Origin of the sequence: Lentisphaera marina (assembly GCF_028745505.1) — a bacterium.
Classification (GTDB): domain Bacteria; phylum Verrucomicrobiota; class Lentisphaeria; order Lentisphaerales; family Lentisphaeraceae; genus Lentisphaera; species Lentisphaera marina.
On the sequence record NZ_JAQZZL010000001.1, the window covers coordinates 1,444,188 to 1,463,441 of the forward strand.

16 protein-coding genes are annotated in these 19,254 nt (G+C 39.5%); 6 read left to right on the top strand and 10 right to left on the bottom strand.

Features of this window, described 5'->3' with window-relative positions; all coding sequences use genetic code 11:
- Positions 1–4: 4 nt before the first annotated feature.
- The 6 genes from PQO01_RS05985 (at position 5) to PQO01_RS06010 (ending at position 10,939) form a co-directional block, all read left to right on the top strand.
- The gene (locus PQO01_RS05985; protein WP_274313125.1) at positions 5–448 is read left to right on the top strand and encodes a GxxExxY protein; all 444 of its coding nucleotides are present in this window, start codon (positions 5–7) and stop codon (positions 446–448) included.
- A 203-nt stretch (positions 449–651) separates the two neighbouring features.
- Positions 652–1,287: an OB-fold-containig protein gene (locus PQO01_RS05990; RefSeq protein WP_274313126.1), complete on the top strand. Its 636-nt coding sequence runs from the start codon at positions 652–654 to the stop codon at positions 1,285–1,287.
- A gap of 31 nt (positions 1,288–1,318) precedes the next feature.
- Positions 1,319–3,451: a flotillin family protein gene (locus PQO01_RS05995; RefSeq protein WP_274313127.1), complete on the top strand. Its 2,133-nt coding sequence runs from the start codon at positions 1,319–1,321 to the stop codon at positions 3,449–3,451.
- A 142-nt stretch (positions 3,452–3,593) separates the two neighbouring features.
- Positions 3,594–8,795, top strand: a complete 5,202-nt coding sequence (locus PQO01_RS06000) for a DNA repair ATPase (protein WP_274313128.1) — start codon at positions 3,594–3,596, stop codon at positions 8,793–8,795.
- Between the two features lie 72 nt (positions 8,796–8,867).
- Complete coding sequence (locus PQO01_RS06005) at positions 8,868–10,394, top strand: SPFH domain-containing protein (protein ID WP_274313129.1); 1,527 nt, start codon at positions 8,868–8,870, stop codon at positions 10,392–10,394.
- Between the two features lie 53 nt (positions 10,395–10,447).
- Positions 10,448–10,939 carry an LURP-one-related/scramblase family protein gene (locus tag PQO01_RS06010; RefSeq protein ID WP_274313130.1) on the top strand — a complete coding sequence of 164 codons (492 nt, stop codon included), beginning with the start codon at positions 10,448–10,450 and terminating at the stop codon, positions 10,937–10,939.
- Positions 10,940–11,054: 115 nt separating this feature from the next.
- Here the strand turns inward: PQO01_RS06010 and PQO01_RS06015 are convergent, their stop codons facing one another.
- From PQO01_RS06015 to PQO01_RS06060, 10 genes are all read right to left on the bottom strand, one after another.
- The gene (locus PQO01_RS06015; RefSeq protein WP_274313131.1) at positions 11,055–11,417 is read right to left on the bottom strand and encodes a hypothetical protein; all 363 of its coding nucleotides are present in this window, start codon (positions 11,415–11,417) and stop codon (positions 11,055–11,057) included.
- A 200-nt stretch (positions 11,418–11,617) separates the two neighbouring features.
- Complete coding sequence (locus tag PQO01_RS06020) at positions 11,618–12,505, bottom strand: inositol monophosphatase family protein (RefSeq protein WP_274313132.1); 888 nt, start codon at positions 12,503–12,505, stop codon at positions 11,618–11,620.
- Positions 12,502–13,482 carry a phosphotransferase gene (locus PQO01_RS06025; protein ID WP_274313133.1) on the bottom strand — a complete coding sequence of 327 codons (981 nt, stop codon included), beginning with the start codon at positions 13,480–13,482 and terminating at the stop codon, positions 12,502–12,504. Before PQO01_RS06025 ends, PQO01_RS06020 begins: the two co-directional genes overlap by 4 nt.
- Before the next feature lie 28 nt (positions 13,483–13,510).
- On the bottom strand, positions 13,511–14,263 hold the full coding sequence (locus tag PQO01_RS06030) for a TylF/MycF/NovP-related O-methyltransferase (RefSeq protein WP_274313134.1): 753 nt from the start codon (positions 14,261–14,263) through the stop codon (positions 13,511–13,513).
- A 203-nt stretch (positions 14,264–14,466) separates the two neighbouring features.
- Complete coding sequence (locus PQO01_RS06035) at positions 14,467–15,186, bottom strand: TPM domain-containing protein (protein ID WP_274313135.1); 720 nt, start codon at positions 15,184–15,186, stop codon at positions 14,467–14,469.
- Positions 15,176–15,604 (bottom strand): TPM domain-containing protein, encoded by a 429-nt coding sequence (locus tag PQO01_RS06040; RefSeq protein WP_274313136.1) that lies wholly within the window; start codon positions 15,602–15,604, stop codon positions 15,176–15,178. The genes PQO01_RS06035 and PQO01_RS06040 overlap by 11 nt, the downstream gene beginning before the upstream one ends.
- A complete protein-coding gene (locus PQO01_RS06045) occupies positions 15,601–16,179 on the bottom strand; it encodes a LemA family protein (RefSeq protein ID WP_274313137.1) in 579 nt (192 codons plus the stop codon). Before PQO01_RS06045 ends, PQO01_RS06040 begins: the two co-directional genes overlap by 4 nt.
- Positions 16,180–16,262: 83 nt before the next feature.
- A complete protein-coding gene (locus tag PQO01_RS06050) occupies positions 16,263–17,342 on the bottom strand; it encodes a DUF481 domain-containing protein (RefSeq protein WP_274313138.1) in 1,080 nt (359 codons plus the stop codon).
- On the bottom strand, positions 17,342–18,460 hold the full coding sequence (locus tag PQO01_RS06055; RefSeq protein WP_274313139.1) for a DUF481 domain-containing protein: 1,119 nt from the start codon (positions 18,458–18,460) through the stop codon (positions 17,342–17,344). Before PQO01_RS06055 ends, PQO01_RS06050 begins: the two co-directional genes overlap by 1 nt.
- Positions 18,461–18,539: 79 nt before the next feature.
- Positions 18,540–19,190, bottom strand: a complete 651-nt coding sequence (locus PQO01_RS06060; RefSeq protein WP_337994435.1) for a UbiA family prenyltransferase — start codon at positions 19,188–19,190, stop codon at positions 18,540–18,542.
- Positions 19,191–19,254 lie beyond the last annotated feature (64 nt).

Here is a 19,254-nt window from a genome sequence, read left to right on the forward strand (position 1 = left end):
AGGTATGAATCCACAGATTTCTCAGATTTTCACAGAGCTGAGAATGATGTGGTTTGATGAAGGAGAAGGGGTGAATTATTCAAAACAGGATGATCCAGAAACTTATGAAGTGATTGGAGCAGCTTATAAAGTGCATGGAGAGTTAGGTCATGGTTTTTTAGAGGCCGTTTATCAAGATGCTTTAGAGGTGGAGTTATTAAAACAAGAGATTCCGTATCAAAGGGAATTGAAGTTGGATATTTATTATTCAGGAGAAAAGTTAAATTCTTTTTACAAAGCGGACTTTATTTGTTATGGAACTTTGCTAGTAGAATTGAAGGCATTAACGAAGTTGAGTGGAGCCGAAGAATCTCAAGTTTTAAATTATCTAAAAGCTACTGGTCTTAAAAAAGCTCTATTAATCAACTTTGGATCAAGCTCAATCCAAATAAAACGTTTTGTTCTGTGAGAATCTGAGGAATCTGTGGATGAATTTTAAAAAATTCTTGCGAGGGACAAAAACAAGACACTTTAGCAAAATTAGTCATCCACCAAGATAAAGTTGCAGGTTTTTGGCTGCAGTGACAGGAATCTTGAAACATGTTCAAAAACTCAGTGTTGATTTAGATCGAGAACAAGTCATAGTTAATTATTATTTATTAGGAGTGAGTAATGTCTGAAATATTAGATTATGCCATGCGGCTACATATCTTTCCATTTAGTGCTTTGTTGGTGCTAATGATACTGTTTTGGTTAACAGTCATTATTGGAGCTGCCGATGTGTCTCTCTTTGACTTTGATTTGGACGTCGATGTAGATGCTGACCTTGATATAGATGCGAGCTCCGAATCGAGCCCGAGTTTCTTTCGATCACTTGCAGATTTTCTCAATTTGGCTGAGGTCCCCTTTATGGTGGTACTTACTTTCTTTGTGCTCTTTTCATGGGCGGGCTTAGTCTATGCTGAGTCATTAGTCAATGTGTCAGGCGAGGGCTTTATTCAATGGATCAGTTACGTACCAATTTTATTAGGGGCTTTGATTATCTCAAAATATATTTCATCACCTTTTGGTAAAGTTGTTAAAGTTTTAAACAACAACCCAGAAGACCAGGATACTGCGGTGGGAAACATGGGAGTACTTTTACAAGATGTGAATGAAGAGCACGGACGTGCAAGTATTGAAACAAAATCCGCACCCATAGAAATTCTTTGTTATACAGAAAATGAAAAAATAAAAAAGGGGGAGAAGGTTTTAGTTTTAAGCTGGAATGAGGGAAGGCGAAAATTTTTAGTTACAAAATATTCATAAATTTATATAAAAGAAAAAAATAGGAGTGATTATGGAATCATTATTAAACGTATTTGTTGCCGCAGGTAACGTAGTGGGTCTCGTTGTAGTCGGGGTCATATTATTATTATTGGTAGGCTTTTTCTTTATGCTTGCCAGTTGGTTCAAAAAAGTGCCGCAGGGTAAAGCTATTATTAGAACGGGTCTAGGTAAAACCAAAGTATCATTTACTGGTATTTATATTGTACCAGTCGCTCACAGACTCGAGCTCATGGATATCGCCGTGAAAAGAATTGAAATAAATCGTCGTGCATCAGATGGTCTGATCTGTAAAGACAATATGCGAGCAGATATTACAGTAGCATTTTTCGTACGTGTGAATAAAACAGAGCACGACGTACTTTCTGTAGCGAGTATGATTGGTGTTGAACGTGCATCTGATCAGTCTGCCTTAGTAGAACTTTTTGATGCCAAATTCTCTGAGGCCTTAAAAACTGCGGGTAAAATGTTCGATTTTGAAGATCTTTACACACAACGCCAGCAATTCAAAGATGAGATTATCCAGATTATTGGTACTGACCTTAATGGATATAGTCTTGAGGATGCCGCGATTGACTACCTTGAGCAAACGCCAAAAGAGATGCTGAGTTCAGATAATATTCTCGATGTTGTTGGTCTAGAAAAGATTGCGACTATTACTCGTGAGAAAAAAGTTAATATTAATGAACAAGAACGCGAAGAAGAAAAAGCGATTACTCGTCAGAATGTTGATGCACGTGAAAAAATCCTCGACATGGAAAAAGAGTTAGCTGAAGCAGAAGAAAAACAAAAACTCGAAATTGCAAACATCGAAGCGAGAACCAAAGCCGAAGCTGAAGTCGTTTCTCAGCAGGAACTCAAGCGTTCAGAAGAAGCGCGTATTCGTACGCAAGAAGACGTTCAAGTTGCTGAAGAGAACAAAGATCGTCAGATCATTGTCGCTCAGAAAAATAAAGAACGTACTGAAGCAGTTGAACAAGAACGTGTCATTCGTGATCGCGATTTAGAAGCTACAGAGCGTGAGCGCGTGGTAACTCTTGCGGATATCGCAAAAGAAAAAGCGGTGGAAGTTGAAAAGAAAAATATTCAAGAAGTCATCCGTGAGCGTGTTACTGTAGAACGCAGTGTTGTGGAAGAAGAAGAGAAAATTAAAGATACCAAAGAATTTGCTGAAGCAGAACGTCACAAAGGCGTTGAAATCACTAAGGCAGAGGAAGAGGGTAAAAGTACTCTGATTCGTGAAGAACAAATTGCCGCCGCACATAAACGTGCAGCAGAACTCAAGGCCGAAGAAGAAAAAATTGTTGAAGTTACGGCTGCAGAAGCTCGCAAACGTTCGGCAGAACTTTGGGCTGAACAAGAAGTTATTGAAGCGGAAGCGCGTTTTGAAGCCAGCACGAAAGATGCTGAAGCCAAGAAAAAACTTGCTGAAGGTGTAACTGCGGAAGAAGCTGCAGTTGGTTATGCAGAAGCGAATGTAAAAACTGCCATGGCAGATGCACTCGAGAAAGAGGGTACTGCAGAGGCTAAAGTCATTGGTATGAAAGGCTCTGAAGAAGCTAAAGTTATCGGCCTTAAGGGTGAAGAAGAAGCGAAAGCTACTGGCGCGATGTACACTGTAGAAGCAGAAGGTACACATGCTAAAGCCGAAGCAATGAAAGCCCTTGATGGTGTGGGTAAAGAACACGAAGAGTTCAAACTCCGACTCAATAAAGAGAAAGAAGTGGAACTCGCGGAAATTCGTATCCAGGCAGAAATTGCCGATGCACAAGCAAGTGTGCTTAAATCAGGTCTCGAAAATAGTAAGATCGAGATTGTCGGTGGCGAAAGTATGTTCTTTGACAGCATGCTTCAGTCAATCACCAAAGCTCGTCAGACTGATCAGCTCATTGGTAAATCAGAAGTTCTTACAGATGTTAAAGAAACTTTCTTCAATGACGATAAGAGCTTTAAAGAAAGCTTAGCTGACTTTGTCGATAAATTTGGTGTGAGTTCTGAGGATCTCAAGAATTTATCTGCAGCAGCGCTTTTAACTAAGCTTTCAGGTCAGGCTTCAGGCGGAGATAAAAGCCTAATTGATGGCTTGCTCAGTAAAGTTGAAGCACTGGGCTTAGGTAGCCAGAACGCTGGCAAGTTCCTTAAATAGAAAGCTTTAGAGGAAGAGTTTAGGCTCTTCCTCAAGCTTCATAACTTGTTCGAATAGCCTCTGATTCGAAAGGATTTGGATTAGAGGCATTATTGAATAACAAAGTTAATAAAATTTAGGGATAAATTAGAGAGGAGAGTCTATGTCAGAAGAAGAAAAAACAGAGCAACTTGGGGGTGGAACCTACGAGCTACTAAAAGGTCGTATCGATACTCAGGTTAAAGATTTACAGGGCCGCATGGAGGGGCTCAATGAGCAGCGAAAAGAAGTCTTTGGCTCTATTGCGACATCACTTATTGGAAGTGATAAAATTACGACGCCAAACAATTGCATTGCACAAGATTTTTGTACGATAGGTCAGAACTTTATTTTTGGTTACAATGTAACTTTAGGGCTTAAGAGCCACACGAGTTTAGAGGACGTCTTTGCGATTTATTTATACGAAGATGGACGTTTTCACGAACAAAATTTAGAGCTTATACAAAGCGACGAATTTCTAGACAAATTTGCCGACCTCTACAAATACTATAAAAAAGCGCAGTTTGTGCGTTTTTCGACTCGTGGGCACAAGCTTTACATGGTCTTTCGCATTGGCGAAGATATTGATGATCTCAAGGTTTTTAAGTGGACGATTAATGAAGGTTCATTGACTTATGTTGATGACCGTAGTGTGCACGAATACAGTTATCCCCCACAGCATGAATTTGAATGGCAGCGTACGACCCGCGACATGCACGTAGAAGGCGATCACCCGCACGTTTCCATTGATGATCGCGTTTTTGTAGAGACAGTTGGTGGTGACTTGACGATCAAAGTAGAAAATAATACTGGTGATGGCAGTGGTATCTACGAAGAAGATGTGGAAAACAAAGACCAAACTTTAGACGATGGCGATATTAATTACGCAGTATTAGATAATCTAATTATGCTAAAAATACGTCCTTATCAAGAGAAAGAGGACCGTTATATTGTCTATAATGACAAGTTGAAAGAAGCGGTTAGGATTGATCGAATCCGCAATTCATGCGTGCTTTTGCCAGAAGGACACGGGATTATATTTTCCAATGGTTACTACCTGCAAAATGGTGAGTATAAGCTCTTTGATCTCGATGTAAATAATTTAAAATTTGACCGTAAGCAAGCTTCTCCAAATGGCGAAGATATGCTTTACGTTTTTTATAATCGTGAACAGGGCGTGTATGTTCTGCAGTTTTATAATCTAATTGATCAGCGTGTGTCGACTCCGATTATTTGTCATGGTTTTTCACTATTCCCCGATGGTAAGATGGTTTACTTCAAGTCAGAGGATGAACCACGTAAGCACCATACGATTCAAGTTTGGCAAACCCCATTTACTGCTGCTGATTTTATACCAGAAGTGAGTGAAGAACAGGCACAGAGTCAGATTTATAAAATTGGCAATAAAGAAGTTGTCAGTTGCATGGCGGAATGTCAGGAAGTTATCAATTTACTTTCCCGTGGCGAGAGTTACGCCGACCTCTATGTCGATGTCGTCAAAAAATCGACAGATATTCTCGATGGTTACTTTTGGTTGAAAGAAGAGGGCGTGGGTAATTTAGCTGACCCACTTGATGGCATTCGCTTGGCTTCGACCACGGCAATTGACGAATACGAGAAAGTCAAAAAACTTCGTAAAGAAACGGATAAAATGACCAAAGAGGTTGCGGCTGAGGCTGAAGAATTATTCCGCCAAATTCCCTATACCGCCTTTGATCATATAGATAAATTTGTTGGGAAACTTAGTGAGTTACGTCAGTTGCGTTCACATGTGATTGAACTCAAAGAACGCGCTTATGCAGATATTAACTTTTGTGATGAAATCGAAAAAGAAATCTTAGAGAACTCGGACAAAATTTCTGGACGTTGCATCGATTTCCTTGCCGATGAAAAATCACTCGATCCCTATCGTGAGCAAATTTCAGCTCACGAAGAGCAACTTGCGGTTTTTGCAAAAGTGATGGAAGGCAAAGAACTCGAGGAAAAGCTTGCGGAGACCGCAAGTCAGCTTGAGATGTTAATTGAAACAGTTTCGAATTTAAAAATCGATGACCCGACGCGGACCACGCAAGTCATTGATTCCATCTCTAGTGTTTTTACTATACTGAACCAAACGAAAGGCAAGCTCAAAAACCGTATCAAAGACTTGATGTCTGTGGAAGGGAAAGCCGAGTTTAATGCACAGCTCAAATTACTCAATCAAGGTGTGGTCAATTACTTAGATGTGGCGAATGAACCAGCTGTGGTAGAAGAATATTTGACTAAGGCGATGGTGCAGTTAGAGGAACTTGAGAGTCGTTTTTCTGAGTTTGATGAATTCATCCCCGTCTTAGCTGAAAAACGCGATGAAATTCAAAATGCGTTTGAGCAACGCCGTATTTTCCTTAGTGAAGAGCGTGCAAGAAAAGCAGAAGCCTACATGGCCGCTGCCGACCGAATTTTAAAATCCATTAGCAATCGCTTAAAGAACTTTAAAGAAGTTAAGGAGATTTCTTCTTATTTCGCCGCGGATATGATGGTGGATAAACTACGTGATTTAGTTGGTAAACTACGTGATGCGGGTGATTCAGTTCGCGCAGATGACTTGGAAAGTCGTTTGAAAAGTCTTAAAGAAGAAGCGATTCGTCAGCTCAAGGATAAGACTGAACTCTATGTTGAAGGAGAAGATGCAGTACGTTTTGGTAAGCATGTTTTCTCGGTCAATAAACAGGATCTCAAACTCACCTTAGTTTCGCGTGAAGGCGACTTTTATTACCATTTAACAGGAACTCGCTTTTTCGAGAAAGTTGAATCAGAAGAACTAGAAGAGACACGTGAAGTCTGGAGCATGGAATGTGTTTCGGAGAATAGCGAAGTCTATCGAGCAGAGTTTTTGGTTAAAGCCATAATTGATGACTTAGAAGAGAAAGACTTAGCTGAACTTATTGCTAAAAGTGATGAAGAATTAGTAGAGTACGTTCGCCAATTTATGGCACCGCGTTACGAGGAGAATTATACCAAGGGTATTCATGACCATGATGCCGCTTTAATTCTCCGACAAGTGCTCATCCTCATGCGCGATATGGATTTACTTAACTTCTCGCCAATGGTTAGATCTGCAGCACAGCTCTTTTGGTTGAGTTTGGAAGAAGGTGAAGACAAAGAAAAACTCCTGAGCCGCATTAAGAATTTTGGCATTATGTATCAGTTATTCCCCGGTCGTAAGCCAGGTCAAGATTTAGTTGATGATTTGAGGGAGTCTTTTGATGTGTCTTTAGCGAGTGAACTATGTTCCGAACTCGAGAGAGGCGAAGCGGTGGACTACCTCATACGCGAATTGGGACGTCATGATCACTTCATTATTTCTCATGCGGCGAGTCAATTGCATCACGCATTTGAAGCCCATTTGAAGTCGGCGCGTTTTAAGCTCAAATTAGACGAATCCTTGGATGCTCAATTTGCGGGCAATATTTCTCAACGTTTTGAAATTGTCAGCGAATGGATGAAGGCGTTTATCGAAATGAAAGGGGATGAATTTAATTCTGCTTACCTCAATGAAGCCGCTTTAATTTTTGCTGCCCAGAGTTTTAATCCTCTGCACGTGATTCAGGCCGAGATGGAAAAAGAAATCGCAGATATGGTCGGTTCACATTCACTTCTTAAAGAAGGTGGAATTTATAGCTTAGATTTCCAAGACTTTTCAAAGCGCTTAGATAGTTTCGTACATATAACGGCACCAAAATATCGTCGCTATGTGGATCTAAAGCACGAATTAAGTGAACAGCAAAAAAGCTTCATGCGCCTAGATGAATTTAAGCCACGTGTTTTGAGCTCATTTGTTCGTAACCGTTTAATTAACGAAGTTTATCTCCCCATGGTTGGCGATAACCTAGCGAAACAAATGGGGACCCTAGGTGAGAATAAGCGTACTGACCTTATGGGGATGTTGCTTTTGATTTCACCTCCAGGTTACGGTAAGACGACTCTGATGGAATACATTTCCTCATGCTTAGGCTTAGTCTTTATGAAGATTAACGCTCCAGCCATTGGTCATGCCGTCACTTCTCTAGATCCTGCGGAGGCACCCAATGCGTCTGCAGCGGAAGAACTCAAGAAATTGAATTTGGCTTTCGAGATGGGAGATAATGTGATGATTTATCTTGATGATATTCAGCACTCCAATCCCGAGCTCTTACAGAAATTCATTTCCCTCTGTGATGGTCAAAGAAAAATTGAAGGTGTCTACAAAGGGCAGCCAAAGACTTATGACCTACGTGGACGTAAAGTTTGTGTGATTATGGCGGGTAACCCCTATAATGAATCGGGTGAAAAATTCCAGATTCCAGATATGCTTTCCAACCGTGCAGATACCTATAATTTGGGTGACATTATCGGCGATACCAAAGAGGCCTTCTATTCGTCTTACTTAGAAAACTCATTAACATCTAATCCTGCACTTGCGAAACTCGCAACCGCAGGTCGAAAAGATGTGGAATCCTTTATTGCCGCGGCTGAAAAAGGAAGTAGTCAGGGGGTTAGTATTGAGGGTGATTTCTCAACGGCTGAAATGAACGATATTATTGAAGTTTTAAAGAAATTACTCGTCGTCCGCGATGCTATTGCGGCAGTCAACTTAGAATATATTCGTTCAGCTTCTATTCAGGATGATTACCGTACAGAACCTTCCTTCAAACTACAGGGTTCATACCGTAATATGAATAAGATTACTGAGAAGGTATTGCCCATTATGAATGATGAAGAATTGGATACACTGATTCAAAGTCATTATAATAATGAATCGCAGACGCTAACGGGTGATGCTGAATTTAACTTACTCAAATTCCGTGAACTCACCGATCATTTGAGTGATGAAGATATTCAGAGAATTGGCGATATTCGCAATACTTTTGGTCGTAATCAACTCTTTGCGAATGCAGATGAGAATGATCCAGTGTCGCAAGTTGTGGTTCAGCTCGGTCAATTTTCTGAAAAACTTAGTCAGATTAGCGAAGTTATTGCTGCGGCCTCCGCAAGTAATTCCAAAAAGTCTGGTTTTAGTTTAGATGAAGATACCATGGCTAAGTTGACGAAATTATTCTATCCAGATGAAAAGGATAAACGTGATCGTCATGTTGTTGTTCCTGGTAAGGTAGAGATCGTCAATAATGTTCCAGACTTTTTCTCTCACATCCTCAAGGATCAATTTGAGGTCATGAAGAATTGGATTAAGCCCTTGATGGCAGACAACATGATCGAACGCGATGATATTGCCGACCTCAAGAATTCAATGCTCGACCTTTCAGCTAATTACCAACAGCTACTCGAGCGCATGGGCCAAGACGAATAGTCGCAGTTCAATCATAATAATAAAAAGACTCTAATTACAGAGCAATAATAAAATTAACAGGAGAGGAGATATATGTTTATATTTGTATTGGGATTAATGGTACTAGCTCTAGGAGCGGTTATACCCATTCTTTTAGGCGATAAAATGGATGGGGTGATTAAAGTATTCTTCCGTGTTTCGGCAGGAGTGATTGCTTTGGTGTTAATTGTAGCTTCGACTGCAATTTATGTAGAAGATGATCAAGCGGGAATTGTGATTGTTAAATTTGGTAAAGATTTACCTGTGGGGCAAATTATTGCCACCAAGGGAGAAAAAGGACCACAAGCCCAAGTATTGCCTCCAGGCTGGCACTTTTTATACTGGCCTTGGTTATATGATCTAAAAACAGTCGATAACATGACGATCCCCCAAGGAAATGTAGGTGTTGTAGAAGCGATGGACGGAGCCAATTCTTTGCCTAAAGGAGAAATATTTGCTCAAGAATGGGAGAACCCCGTTGATATGCTCAATGCTCAGATGTTCATGGAGAAAGGAAATAAAGGACCTCAATTAACTGTATTAACGCCAGGTCAATACCGCTACAACCCACGCCTTTTTAAGATTACGGTGAAAAAAGCCTTAGAGGTGCCCATTGGTACCGTTGCCGTTATTAAAGCGAATGCGGGTAAACCTTATGAAATCACAGAGAAAGTGGAGATGGTTAATGGCGTGCCAATTGTACCCAAAGGTTTTAGAGGGATTTGGAATAAAGCACTTTCACCTAATGCGTATTACCTGCATCCTGATGCCTTTGTTGTGACTTTAGTTCAGACAACCAATCGAGTTTATAATTACGTTCAAAAGAATAGCATTACGGTTAAAACGAGTGATTCATTTGAGTTCCCAGTGGATGTTCGTGTATCAGTGAAAATATCAGCTGAAGACGCTCCCTATGTCGTTGCAATGTTGGCAAATCCTGACGCCGACTTGGACCGTAATGGTTTTGTCGTACTTGAAGACCGCGTCATTCTCCCCACTATTCGTGCTATTTTTAGAAATAATGCTGAATCGCGTGGAGCAATTCAGTATGTTCAGGAACGTTCTCAGATCGAAGAAAGTGCGACGGCCACGTTTGCAGAAAAGTTAGCGACATACCGAGTGACTACGGATGGAGTCTATGTGGCAGATATTGGTATTCGTGATACTGAAGAAGGCAAGAAGCTCTTGTCGACTCAAACTGATAAAGAAGTTGCTAAGCAAGAAGTAGATACTTTTAAAGTACAGCAAACAGCTGAAATTGAGCGTGCACAAGTAGTAAAAGCTAAAGAAGATGCGGAACAAGAGCAGTTAAAAGCTAAAGCAAGAGCCAAAGTGGATATTGCTGAGCAGGAGGCTCAGGCTGAGATTAAATTGGCGGAAGGGCGAGCTCAAGCTTACATGAAAAAAATGGAAGCACTTGGAGGTGTTGATAATTTTGTTAAACTAGAAATGCTTCGCTTAGCGATGGAGCAGTGGGACGGTAAAGTCCCAGAAATTCTTCTCATGGGTGGAGGTGATTCAAGTAGTGCAGAAGCAGTGAACTCATTGATAATGAAAAAGCTTCAAGCAGATAAGAAATAATTCAAATTTATCGGTGCTAGAGTTTTTTAGCACTGACGAGTTTTGGGAGGGATATGAAATATATAATGAAGGATAAGTTTTTTTCTCTTGGTGATAATTACGAGATTAAAACCGAGGATGAAAAATTAGCTTATACAGTGAAAGGCAAATTTCTGAGTTTTGGAAATAAGCTCGATGTTTTTGATCACTCAGGTAAAAATGTTGCCTTTATTGAACAAAAGTTATTATCAATGATGCCCTGTTATCGTTTGTACAAAGGAGGGCTTATGTTTGCCGAAGTCATGCAAAAATTTGCTTGGTTTAAAAAGAATTTTCTTTTGGATGTTCCAGGACCAAACGATTACACTATAAAAGGTGATTTTTGGGGACATAAATACAAATTTTATCGTTCGGGAAAAGTTGTGGCAAGAGTTGATAAGAAAATGTTTACTTGGGCCGATAGCTATGGAGTTGATATCGTCGAAGGAGAAGATGATCTTTCAATTATCTCAACAGTCATCATTATTGATCTAGTGAGTAATAATAATAGTGGTTCAGAGTTCTAATACAACAATAGCATTTTGATGAATGTAGGCCATGGAAGTGGGCTTATGAACAACTAGTAATTAGCCATAGATGATAGTAAAAAAAGACGAACTTGTGAAAGTTCGTCTTTAGTTTTTAGGGACCTACAAGCTTAAAACAGAGTTGTTTGGTTAAGGTGTCTTGGGGCCCAGAATCTTTTCGAGATAGCAAAGTTTCTCCATTGTGATTATAGTAGTTGAGCTGGTTGAGCTTACAGAAGTCAATAAAGGCTTCGCAATGAAAATCTTGATCACAATTAATGACGGCCCAGAAATTTTTGAGTGAGTGTTCAACTTTTTTGAAATTTTTTCCCAGATAATTAAATGAATACTTTTTGGCGATGTTTTTGAGCTGAGGTGCTGCACCTACAATGCTCACATCCATACCTTGTTTAAATGCTTTTTTAAGAATTGCTTTACCACGTTTTGTTACGCTGCCAAGTATAAGTATCTTTTTCATTTAGACTATTCCTCTTTAGGTTTAGATCTTATAAAATAATGCCAAAACTTACTTGAAAGCAAACTTTTTTACTTGCTAATTGTGAGTATGATTAATTAAATTTACTCATGGGCTCTGAAAATGAATACATGACGACAATGAGTGCCAATTTTATGGGAGTTTAGCTATTAGTAAATTCTAATATTGAGAGGTCAAAGTGATTATTTGAAGTCTTTTTTATGAAAACTTTGTATGGCTTGAGAGATTTCTTCTGAACTGGCATAGAGAACACCTTCGTGGTTCATGAAAGTGGAATCTGTGCGGTTGAGATCAAGCTTATTGCCATGAATATTTGAAGCTGGTTTCTGAGCTTCTTGGAATAGGTTGGCACTTGCAGCAAAATCCCATAAACTCCCGCCACCTAAACTTACTTTAGGTAACTTGAAATAGCAGGCGTGTTTATGACTTAGCGTCAAAACTGCATTCATGGCTCCGCCACCTTGGTGTAGGATTTTTAGTTTATTACAGCCCAATTTTTCACTTAAACTGTGGATGAATTTTTTGGCAGTGGCAAAATTTTTGTTTTCATAAAAGCTACGATCACACATGAAGTAGAATGTGCTCTCTGAAGATTCATTCGTGAGTTTCCACGGGAGTTGATTTTTAAAGATACCTTGCTCTTTAATAGCGTGATATAGATCGTCTTTTACGGGGTCGTAAATGACTCCAATCAAAGGGCTGCCATCTTTTGCGACGAGAGCAATGCTGACCGAATAACCATGAATACCTTCAGTGAAGGGTAGCGTTCCATCCAGGGGATCTATGCACCAAAAAGCATCTTTGATATGTCGTTGTCCATCATCAGTACTTTCTTCGGCGAGCAATGCGAGGTCGAATTTTTCTAAGCTTGGTTTGAGGGTTTCTATAATGATTTTTTCGGCTTTGAGGTCAACTTCAGTGAAAATTTCTGAAGCTTTGGAACTCGCACCAAGTTTAAATTCATGTGTGAGTGCTTTGCCAGTATAAGATTGAATGAGCTGGCCAGCTTCTTTAGCTGCTTGAATAGCTAATTTGCTGAGTTCGCAAAGTTGATCTTGATTGAGTCTCATGAGTTCAGCTCTTGAATGACTTGTCGGCAAATGCGTTCACTATATGAATTTATTTTCCAATGTCCTGGACTCCATCCTTTGAGGAAGCGATGGAAATCTGCCCAAGCGTAGTGATAAAGCTCTCGCCAGTTATTTTTGAGTTCATTTAAATCGACATCTTTTTGATAGAGAGTGCAAGCTTTGCGGAGTTCGTAAAAATAAAAATTGAGAATTTCTTTTTCCATTGATTCACAATCTTCTTCATTAAGACAACTACCGACAAAATAGGCGAGGTCTTTCATTCCACAGCCGTGGCCGACGTATTGAAAGTCTACCGCAGCGACACGGCTAGCATCTGGACTAAAGCAGAAATTCGCGAGTTTAGCATCGCCGTGAATAATAGTTTGATATGGTGATGATTTGAGCTTGTGATCAATGGCTTTAGCAGCTTTTTTGAGGGGAAGATCATCGAGAACTTCTAATTCATCGGGACGAGTTTCTAGATGCCAGTATGAACCGCTTTCCCAGAGACCAGTTGAGTTATTTTGAAGGAATTTAGCATGGAAATGTGCTAGCCAAGTTAAGCAGACTTCGAGTGAAGTTTGATTAATAGTATTCAAACGTTTTGGGAAGCCAATGGCATCCATATCTTCTAAGATAATTAAAAAGTCATCATCGTTTTGCTCACAGGCAATGAGTTTTGGAACGGGAGCCATTTTAGGGCATAGTTCACTAAAGTTCTTGTACCAAGAAGACTCAACGCGGTAGGATTTTAGTTTGCGTTGGTGGGAAATATCACTATTCCAACCTCGCGGATGATTTTTGTTGTTGGGTGGATTGACGTGCTTAACAATCAGTGATTCATACTCAGAAGATTTGAGCTTGATTCTAAGTATCTGGCCGTACCCACTCCACAATGACTGAACGAGTTCTGTAGATGTAATTTCAACAGGGCCAATCAGTCTTAGGAGTCGAGCTTTTAAATCTTTATCTAGCATAGAGTTTATCCTCTAAGCATAGTCGTTTTTATTGCTTAGTGATGAGTACGGAGCCACTTTTGTCTGGCATAGGTACAGGAAGTTCGGGCTTATCGGCAAAAAAGTCATCGACCGCTTTACGGGCACCAATCCAAGCATTGTAATCATGGACGAGAATAATACCCTTTTTGGACATGCGTTCATAGAAGTATTTTAGACCTTCGAAAGTTGGCTCATAGAGGTCGGCATCTAGGTGTACAAAGGCGAATTTTTGTTCTGGGAAGTCATCAGGAAGACTATCTGGGAAGTAGCCTTTATGAAAGTGAACGTTGTCATTTTGTGGAGCAATATGAGCGCGGACTTTTCCCATTGAGGTATCGGAGAACTTACTGCCTTTAGTTTGGAATTCAGTATGACCTTTTTCAGCCGTTACACTGCGATCGGTAAAACCTTCAAAAGTATCGAAAAGGTGAAAAGGTCGCTCCGGCATATAGTTGTGAATAAGCTTCGAAGTGTTGCCTTTGTAGACGCCAAGCTCGGCCATGCTGCCTTCAATTTTTTTATCAATGAGGGTGCGGAGCATGAGTGTGATCATGTCGCGGCGAGTGTTATCCCATGCCTCGAGGTTATTGATACAGCGTTTCACCGATGTTTCTTTTGGGTAAAAGCCACCAGTCTCTTTTTGAAGATCGGGATTAGTCCAACGCGATTTCGGGTTTATATCCATTTGCCCCTGCATAAAAAAGGAGGTATTTTGGAAAATTGGGGTAAATTTCTTTAAAATTGACTTAGCGAGTTTCATCCGAATCCTAATAATTAAAACTTTTTTTCTATTTTAGCAGTGAGACAAGTTTTAGGCAAATCTCTTTTGCTTATTGCGCTCGGTTTTGACTCTAAAAAGAGATAAATAAAACCTGAAGTTATCCATCTTAAGTCCAAGCTTAAAAGATCCTTAGTTCGTACAGCTTAAGGATCTTGAGATTAAGTTTTTAAGTCGATTTATAGCTACCAACTTCCTGATGAACCACCACCAGAGAAACCGCCACCGCCGCCTCCCCAGCAACCACCGCCGCCAGAGAAACCACCACCATGTCCACTGCCCATGATGAAGATGCCACCGCCACGTCTGCCTCTAGAAGTGAAATTGAGGATGAAGACAATGATAATGATAACTAAAAAGATGAAATCACCAGCAGTTTTTTTCTTCTTTCTAGCGGGCTTGACTTTAGTATTAATCTTCCCACCAGAAGCTTCTGCGCAACTCGCAATAATCATTACGGTGCCACCAAAAAAGTCTCCTGTTTTGAAGTAGGGAGGTAGTGCACGTAAGAAATCGCCAGCTTTTGCGTCTGGAATATCACCTTCTAAATTTCGTCCGACTTCTAAGCGAGTTTTACGGTCGTTTTTTGAGATGATGAATAAGAGGTCAGATTTATAAGGCGTTTTAAAGGTTTTATCTTTTTCCCATTCGTCAACGGTTCTAATAGAAAAACTCTCGATAGCTTCCCCTTCAAGACTTTTGATGGTGAGGATAGTCATCGTAATATTGGCTGACTGATGATATTGCTTTAGAAAAGTAGAGAGTTGCTTTTCTTCTTTATCTGAAAATAATTGCGCTTGGTCAATTATATGAGAATCTAAAGCGGGTCTTTTAGGGATTGCGATTTCAGCAAAAGTTACATTTGCTAGCACGAACAGAATAAGAGAGAAAAGTTTAATCTTCATGAATGATCTCGTTAGATAGTTCATTGACATCATCAGATTGATAAGGGAAATGAACTTTAAGCTTCTCTCCAATCATTTGTATACCTTCACTTAGGCCATCTGTATAAGCACCATCTTTGAATTGAGTAATCATATGACTGATGACATCGTCCCAAAAACAGTCTTCAACGACTTTGTTAATACCTTCATCTCCTAAGACGGCGAGTTTATGGTCTTGGTAACAGAGGGCAATTAGTACGCCATTTCTTTGTTCAGTTTGATAGAGTTCTTTCTTGTTAAAAACTTCTTGTGCATGCTCATAAATATCGCCTTTGCACTTCTTGCAGAGGTAGAGGACAACTTCACCTGAAGTGTTTAATTCAGCAGCACTGATGGCCTCTCCAATCTGAGCTTGTTGCTCTTTGCTGAGAAAATTCATGATTCGAAATCGACTTTAGGAACTTCTTTATCCTCAGGGTTTTCAATTTCGAAGAAATCTCGTTTCTCGTAGCCTTGCATGTTAGCGACAATAGATTTAAAGAATTGCCTAATGGCTGTGTTGTATGCTTTGACGGTTTCGTTATAGCGTGTTCTAGCAACCGCAATACGGTTTTCTGTGCCAGTGAGTTCATCTTGTAGGCGAATGAAGTTTTGATTGGCTTTTAGGTCGGGATATTTTTCTACGACTACAAGTAGGCGACTTAAAGCACTATCCATCATGGATGATGCAATAGATTTTTGTTTGACAGTTTTTGCTGAACCGATTTTTGCACGAGCTTCGGCAACGGCGGTGAAAATTTCTTTTTCGTGTTTAGCGTAACCTTTTACTGTATTGACCAAATTTGGAAGTAGATCAGCACGACGTTTTAGCATGTTGTCAATTTCTGATAGTTGCGTGTCACAAGCGACGTCGAGTTTTACAAGTTTGTTGTGTGACATCCAGAAAGTTAAGCCAAGAATGCCAAGAATTGCTAATGGAGCAATAAAGCAGATTGCAATAATAATTTTTTTCATTTAATTTCCCTCGTTTAGTTTTGAGGATTTTACTGCTTCAACAAAACTTTTCTATATTAGATAAGTAGATAAATGTGAGGATTTTAAAAAGTTAGTCCTAAACGTAGGAAATATTTGGTGTCATCTTTTGATCTCGTGCCATTTGGGTGGCTGACGTACTCTTGATCCATTCCCATATTTAAACTGAGTTTTAGGGTGTCATCCATGGTGAAAGGAATCTCATAACCACTTTCCTGATTGATTATGTAATGATTGAAATCATCTATGGCCGGATTGTAGCGTACTTTGCTATAAATGGCGCCCCAAATTTTGGTTTGCCTTTTGAAGCTGACTTCCATTTCTAGACCGTGGCCAGTGTTATTTCGTTCACTTTCCTTTTGGTAATCTTCGTGGCGCATTGCTAATCCCAGTCGGCTTCGCAGAATATGGCGTTCATCATCTAAAAAATAATAGCCCATACCACCCGCTAAATCATAGCGGTTTTGTATGTCTTCAAAACGGTCTTTTTCCCAGCGTGAACGAAGATAGATGGAACTCGGGTCATTTAGGGCTTTCGGATGCTCATAGTCTGATCCGAGAACGTATTCCTCTTCGTTATTTACTTTATTGTTTTCACCAAGAATGAATGAACCATAATTGAGTAATTTGACACCGTCTCGCTCCCAGCCAATTGATCCACCGCCACGATAATTTTCTTTATCGGAGTTGCCGGTTTGTTTCGCCAAGTTTAAATAGAGCTTATACTCCCAAGGACTGACAGGTTTTAAGTAAGAAGGGTGGTTAGCACCGAGTTCCCACAAAGAGAGAATTGATTGAGTTTGTATATTATCTAAGTCATTAGGCACAAAGACAGATTCTTGCTCCAGTAATTCGTCTTTGGATGGGAGGATTAAAGTGTTTTCAATAGTGTATTTTATATTGCCTTGAGTGGTTTCGTGCTCATCGTATTCAATGTTTTTCGGAGAGTCAGTTTCGTAAGAGTCAACATGAACCACAGGCACAATAATAAGCCCACTAAATGCCGTTTCTATACTGAGCTGATCTTTATAAACTTTTTTGATAGTACCAAAAATTCTTGAACCATCAGTTAATCGAATTATATCAGCATTTATTTGCGAGCTTACGCATAAGAAAAATAATAATTGAAAAAACTTTCCAAGCATTAGAAATTAAGCAAAAGTTTTAGATAGAATTCGTTATCAGCTTTTTCACTTTCGTCAGAAGGCATGCTGGTATATTCACGGTTGTAGCCGACTTTTAAACTGAGTGTCATTGTCTCCGACAATTTGAACGGCAATTCATGGCTGATATCTAAATAATAAATATAATCTTCATTGGGATCTTCAAAAACAGGTGCATATAAGGCTTCTGTCCTAAATTTCCCCCATTGTCCAAAGTTTTTAATAAAGAGTGCCTGGAAATCACCAGCGAGTTTTTCATTGTCGGCACTATCGTTTTCACGGTAGCGTTCGACCCTTTCAGCTATACCTGCACGAGTTCTAAGTGTTATATCTTTTTCATCACGTAAAAAATAATGACTGTAACCACCAGCTAATGTATGTCGGGCTTCTAGATCATCAAAACGGTCTTTTTCCCAGCGATAACGTGCATACCATGCTTGCATGTGGTCTAGGCTGATTGGTGTTTTGTAGTCAAAACCGCCAGTATACTCTTCGTCGGTATTGGCACCATTTTTATTGCCTAAATCGAAGGCGGCAAAGAGTTCGAATACTGTTCCATCTTTTTCATATTTGGCTTTAAATCCCCCTTCGTATTCATCTTCATCGGTATTGCCAGTTTCTTTGAGTATATTAAGGTCAATTGTGTAATTCCATAATTTCAGAGGTTTGACGTAATCTGGGTGTTTACTGCCTATAGGCCACAAGTTTTTAAAATCTTCAGTGGAAAGGATAGGCTCAAGTGCATCAACTTTTGTTGTTTCGTTTTCTTTCTTTGGGGCGGTGTCGGATTTCTTGAAATCTTTCTCGTTAACTTGTTTTTTTGGAGTGATCAGGGCTTGGCCATCATGATATTTCACTAAGCCAACAGCAGTTTGTCTGTTGTCGAATTCTAGGTTGGCTTCTTTTTCAGTTTTAAAAGATTCAACTTTGCTAAGTTGAATGATGATTTCACCAGCAAAATCAGTTTGAAAGGTAATTGAGCCTTTGGTGATTTTTGTGATGGTTCCTGGAAGAGTTGCACCATTTTTCAGGGTAACTTCGTCGGCATTTAGTGTGCAAAAACTTAGTATAAGTAATAAACTTATTAATTTGAAATACATATTCTATCCATGGAATGATTTTTAATTTTTTGCAACTGTACTTGCAGTCTAAGCTTTAGGCAAGAATAAAATATTTTTTTTATGATTGTAGCACAATGAGGGTGGGCCAAATCAAAGCGAGATCGTATTGGAAATGAGACGCATGGATTTTTTTTGCAAATAAAATATGAATGAGTGCTAAAGCAAAGCCCCATTCGTTTAAATAAACGCAGAGAATGACATAAATAGAGCATAATAAATAAATGTAAGCGTTCGCTTGTTCAGAAGTGTTGGCAAGTGTTTTTATCTTGTTCTTGGAGTCGCCTTTTTGGTCTAATTGATCACAGGCAATGACGTTGATGAAGGCCAAAATAAAACAAAGGATAAAAAGTTTGAAGTTAAGTTCTGGATAAGGTAAAACGGCCGTGATTAATGCCCATGAAAAGGCAATACTAAATTCTTTAGCTAGAAAAATCTCTTTCAGTCTTTTTTTTGAGAAATAGAGTTTTGGGGAAAGATAGAGAAATGTGGGGATGCTGGCAATGATCAAAGCTAATATTTGAAATTTTGATAGGAAGAAAACAAAATATGAGCAAGCTAATATAGATAGGAAACAGGTATATCGAATAGTCGTTTGATTCTTTTGTAAATAAATACGACGTTGAGGATGGTTGATTATATCTTCTGGGGATTTTTGATAAACACGCTCAATATTGTAGGTGAAAAAACAAGCGAAGTAAATGAAAAACATTAAGTACCATTGCGTAGGCTCTCTATTGTATGCATAAAGGCTTGTTACAATACAGGTGATTTGG

Coding starts and splice junctions, on each gene's coding strand:
- PQO01_RS05985 (WP_274313125.1), top strand. CDS start 5: ATGAATCCACAGATTTCTCAGATTTTCACAGAGCTGAGAATGATGTGG.
- PQO01_RS05990 (WP_274313126.1), top strand. CDS start 652: ATGTCTGAAATATTAGATTATGCCATGCGGCTACATATCTTTCCATTT.
- PQO01_RS05995 (WP_274313127.1), top strand. CDS start 1,319: ATGGAATCATTATTAAACGTATTTGTTGCCGCAGGTAACGTAGTGGGT.
- PQO01_RS06000 (WP_274313128.1), top strand. CDS start 3,594: ATGTCAGAAGAAGAAAAAACAGAGCAACTTGGGGGTGGAACCTACGAG.
- PQO01_RS06005 (WP_274313129.1), top strand. CDS start 8,868: ATGTTTATATTTGTATTGGGATTAATGGTACTAGCTCTAGGAGCGGTT.
- PQO01_RS06010 (WP_274313130.1), top strand. CDS start 10,448: ATGAAATATATAATGAAGGATAAGTTTTTTTCTCTTGGTGATAATTAC.
- PQO01_RS06015 (WP_274313131.1), bottom strand. CDS start 11,417: ATGAAAAAGATACTTATACTTGGCAGCGTAACAAAACGTGGTAAAGCA.
- PQO01_RS06020 (WP_274313132.1), bottom strand. CDS start 12,505: ATGAGACTCAATCAAGATCAACTTTGCGAACTCAGCAAATTAGCTATT.
- PQO01_RS06025 (WP_274313133.1), bottom strand. CDS start 13,482: ATGCTAGATAAAGATTTAAAAGCTCGACTCCTAAGACTGATTGGCCCT.
- PQO01_RS06030 (WP_274313134.1), bottom strand. CDS start 14,263: ATGAAACTCGCTAAGTCAATTTTAAAGAAATTTACCCCAATTTTCCAA.
- PQO01_RS06035 (WP_274313135.1), bottom strand. CDS start 15,186: ATGAAGATTAAACTTTTCTCTCTTATTCTGTTCGTGCTAGCAAATGTA.
- PQO01_RS06040 (WP_274313136.1), bottom strand. CDS start 15,604: ATGAATTTTCTCAGCAAAGAGCAACAAGCTCAGATTGGAGAGGCCATC.
- PQO01_RS06045 (WP_274313137.1), bottom strand. CDS start 16,179: ATGAAAAAAATTATTATTGCAATCTGCTTTATTGCTCCATTAGCAATT.
- PQO01_RS06050 (WP_274313138.1), bottom strand. CDS start 17,342: ATGCTTGGAAAGTTTTTTCAATTATTATTTTTCTTATGCGTAAGCTCG.
- PQO01_RS06055 (WP_274313139.1), bottom strand. CDS start 18,460: ATGTATTTCAAATTAATAAGTTTATTACTTATACTAAGTTTTTGCACA.
- PQO01_RS06060 (WP_337994435.1), bottom strand. CDS start 19,190: ATGTTTTTCATTTACTTCGCTTGTTTTTTCACCTACAATATTGAGCGT.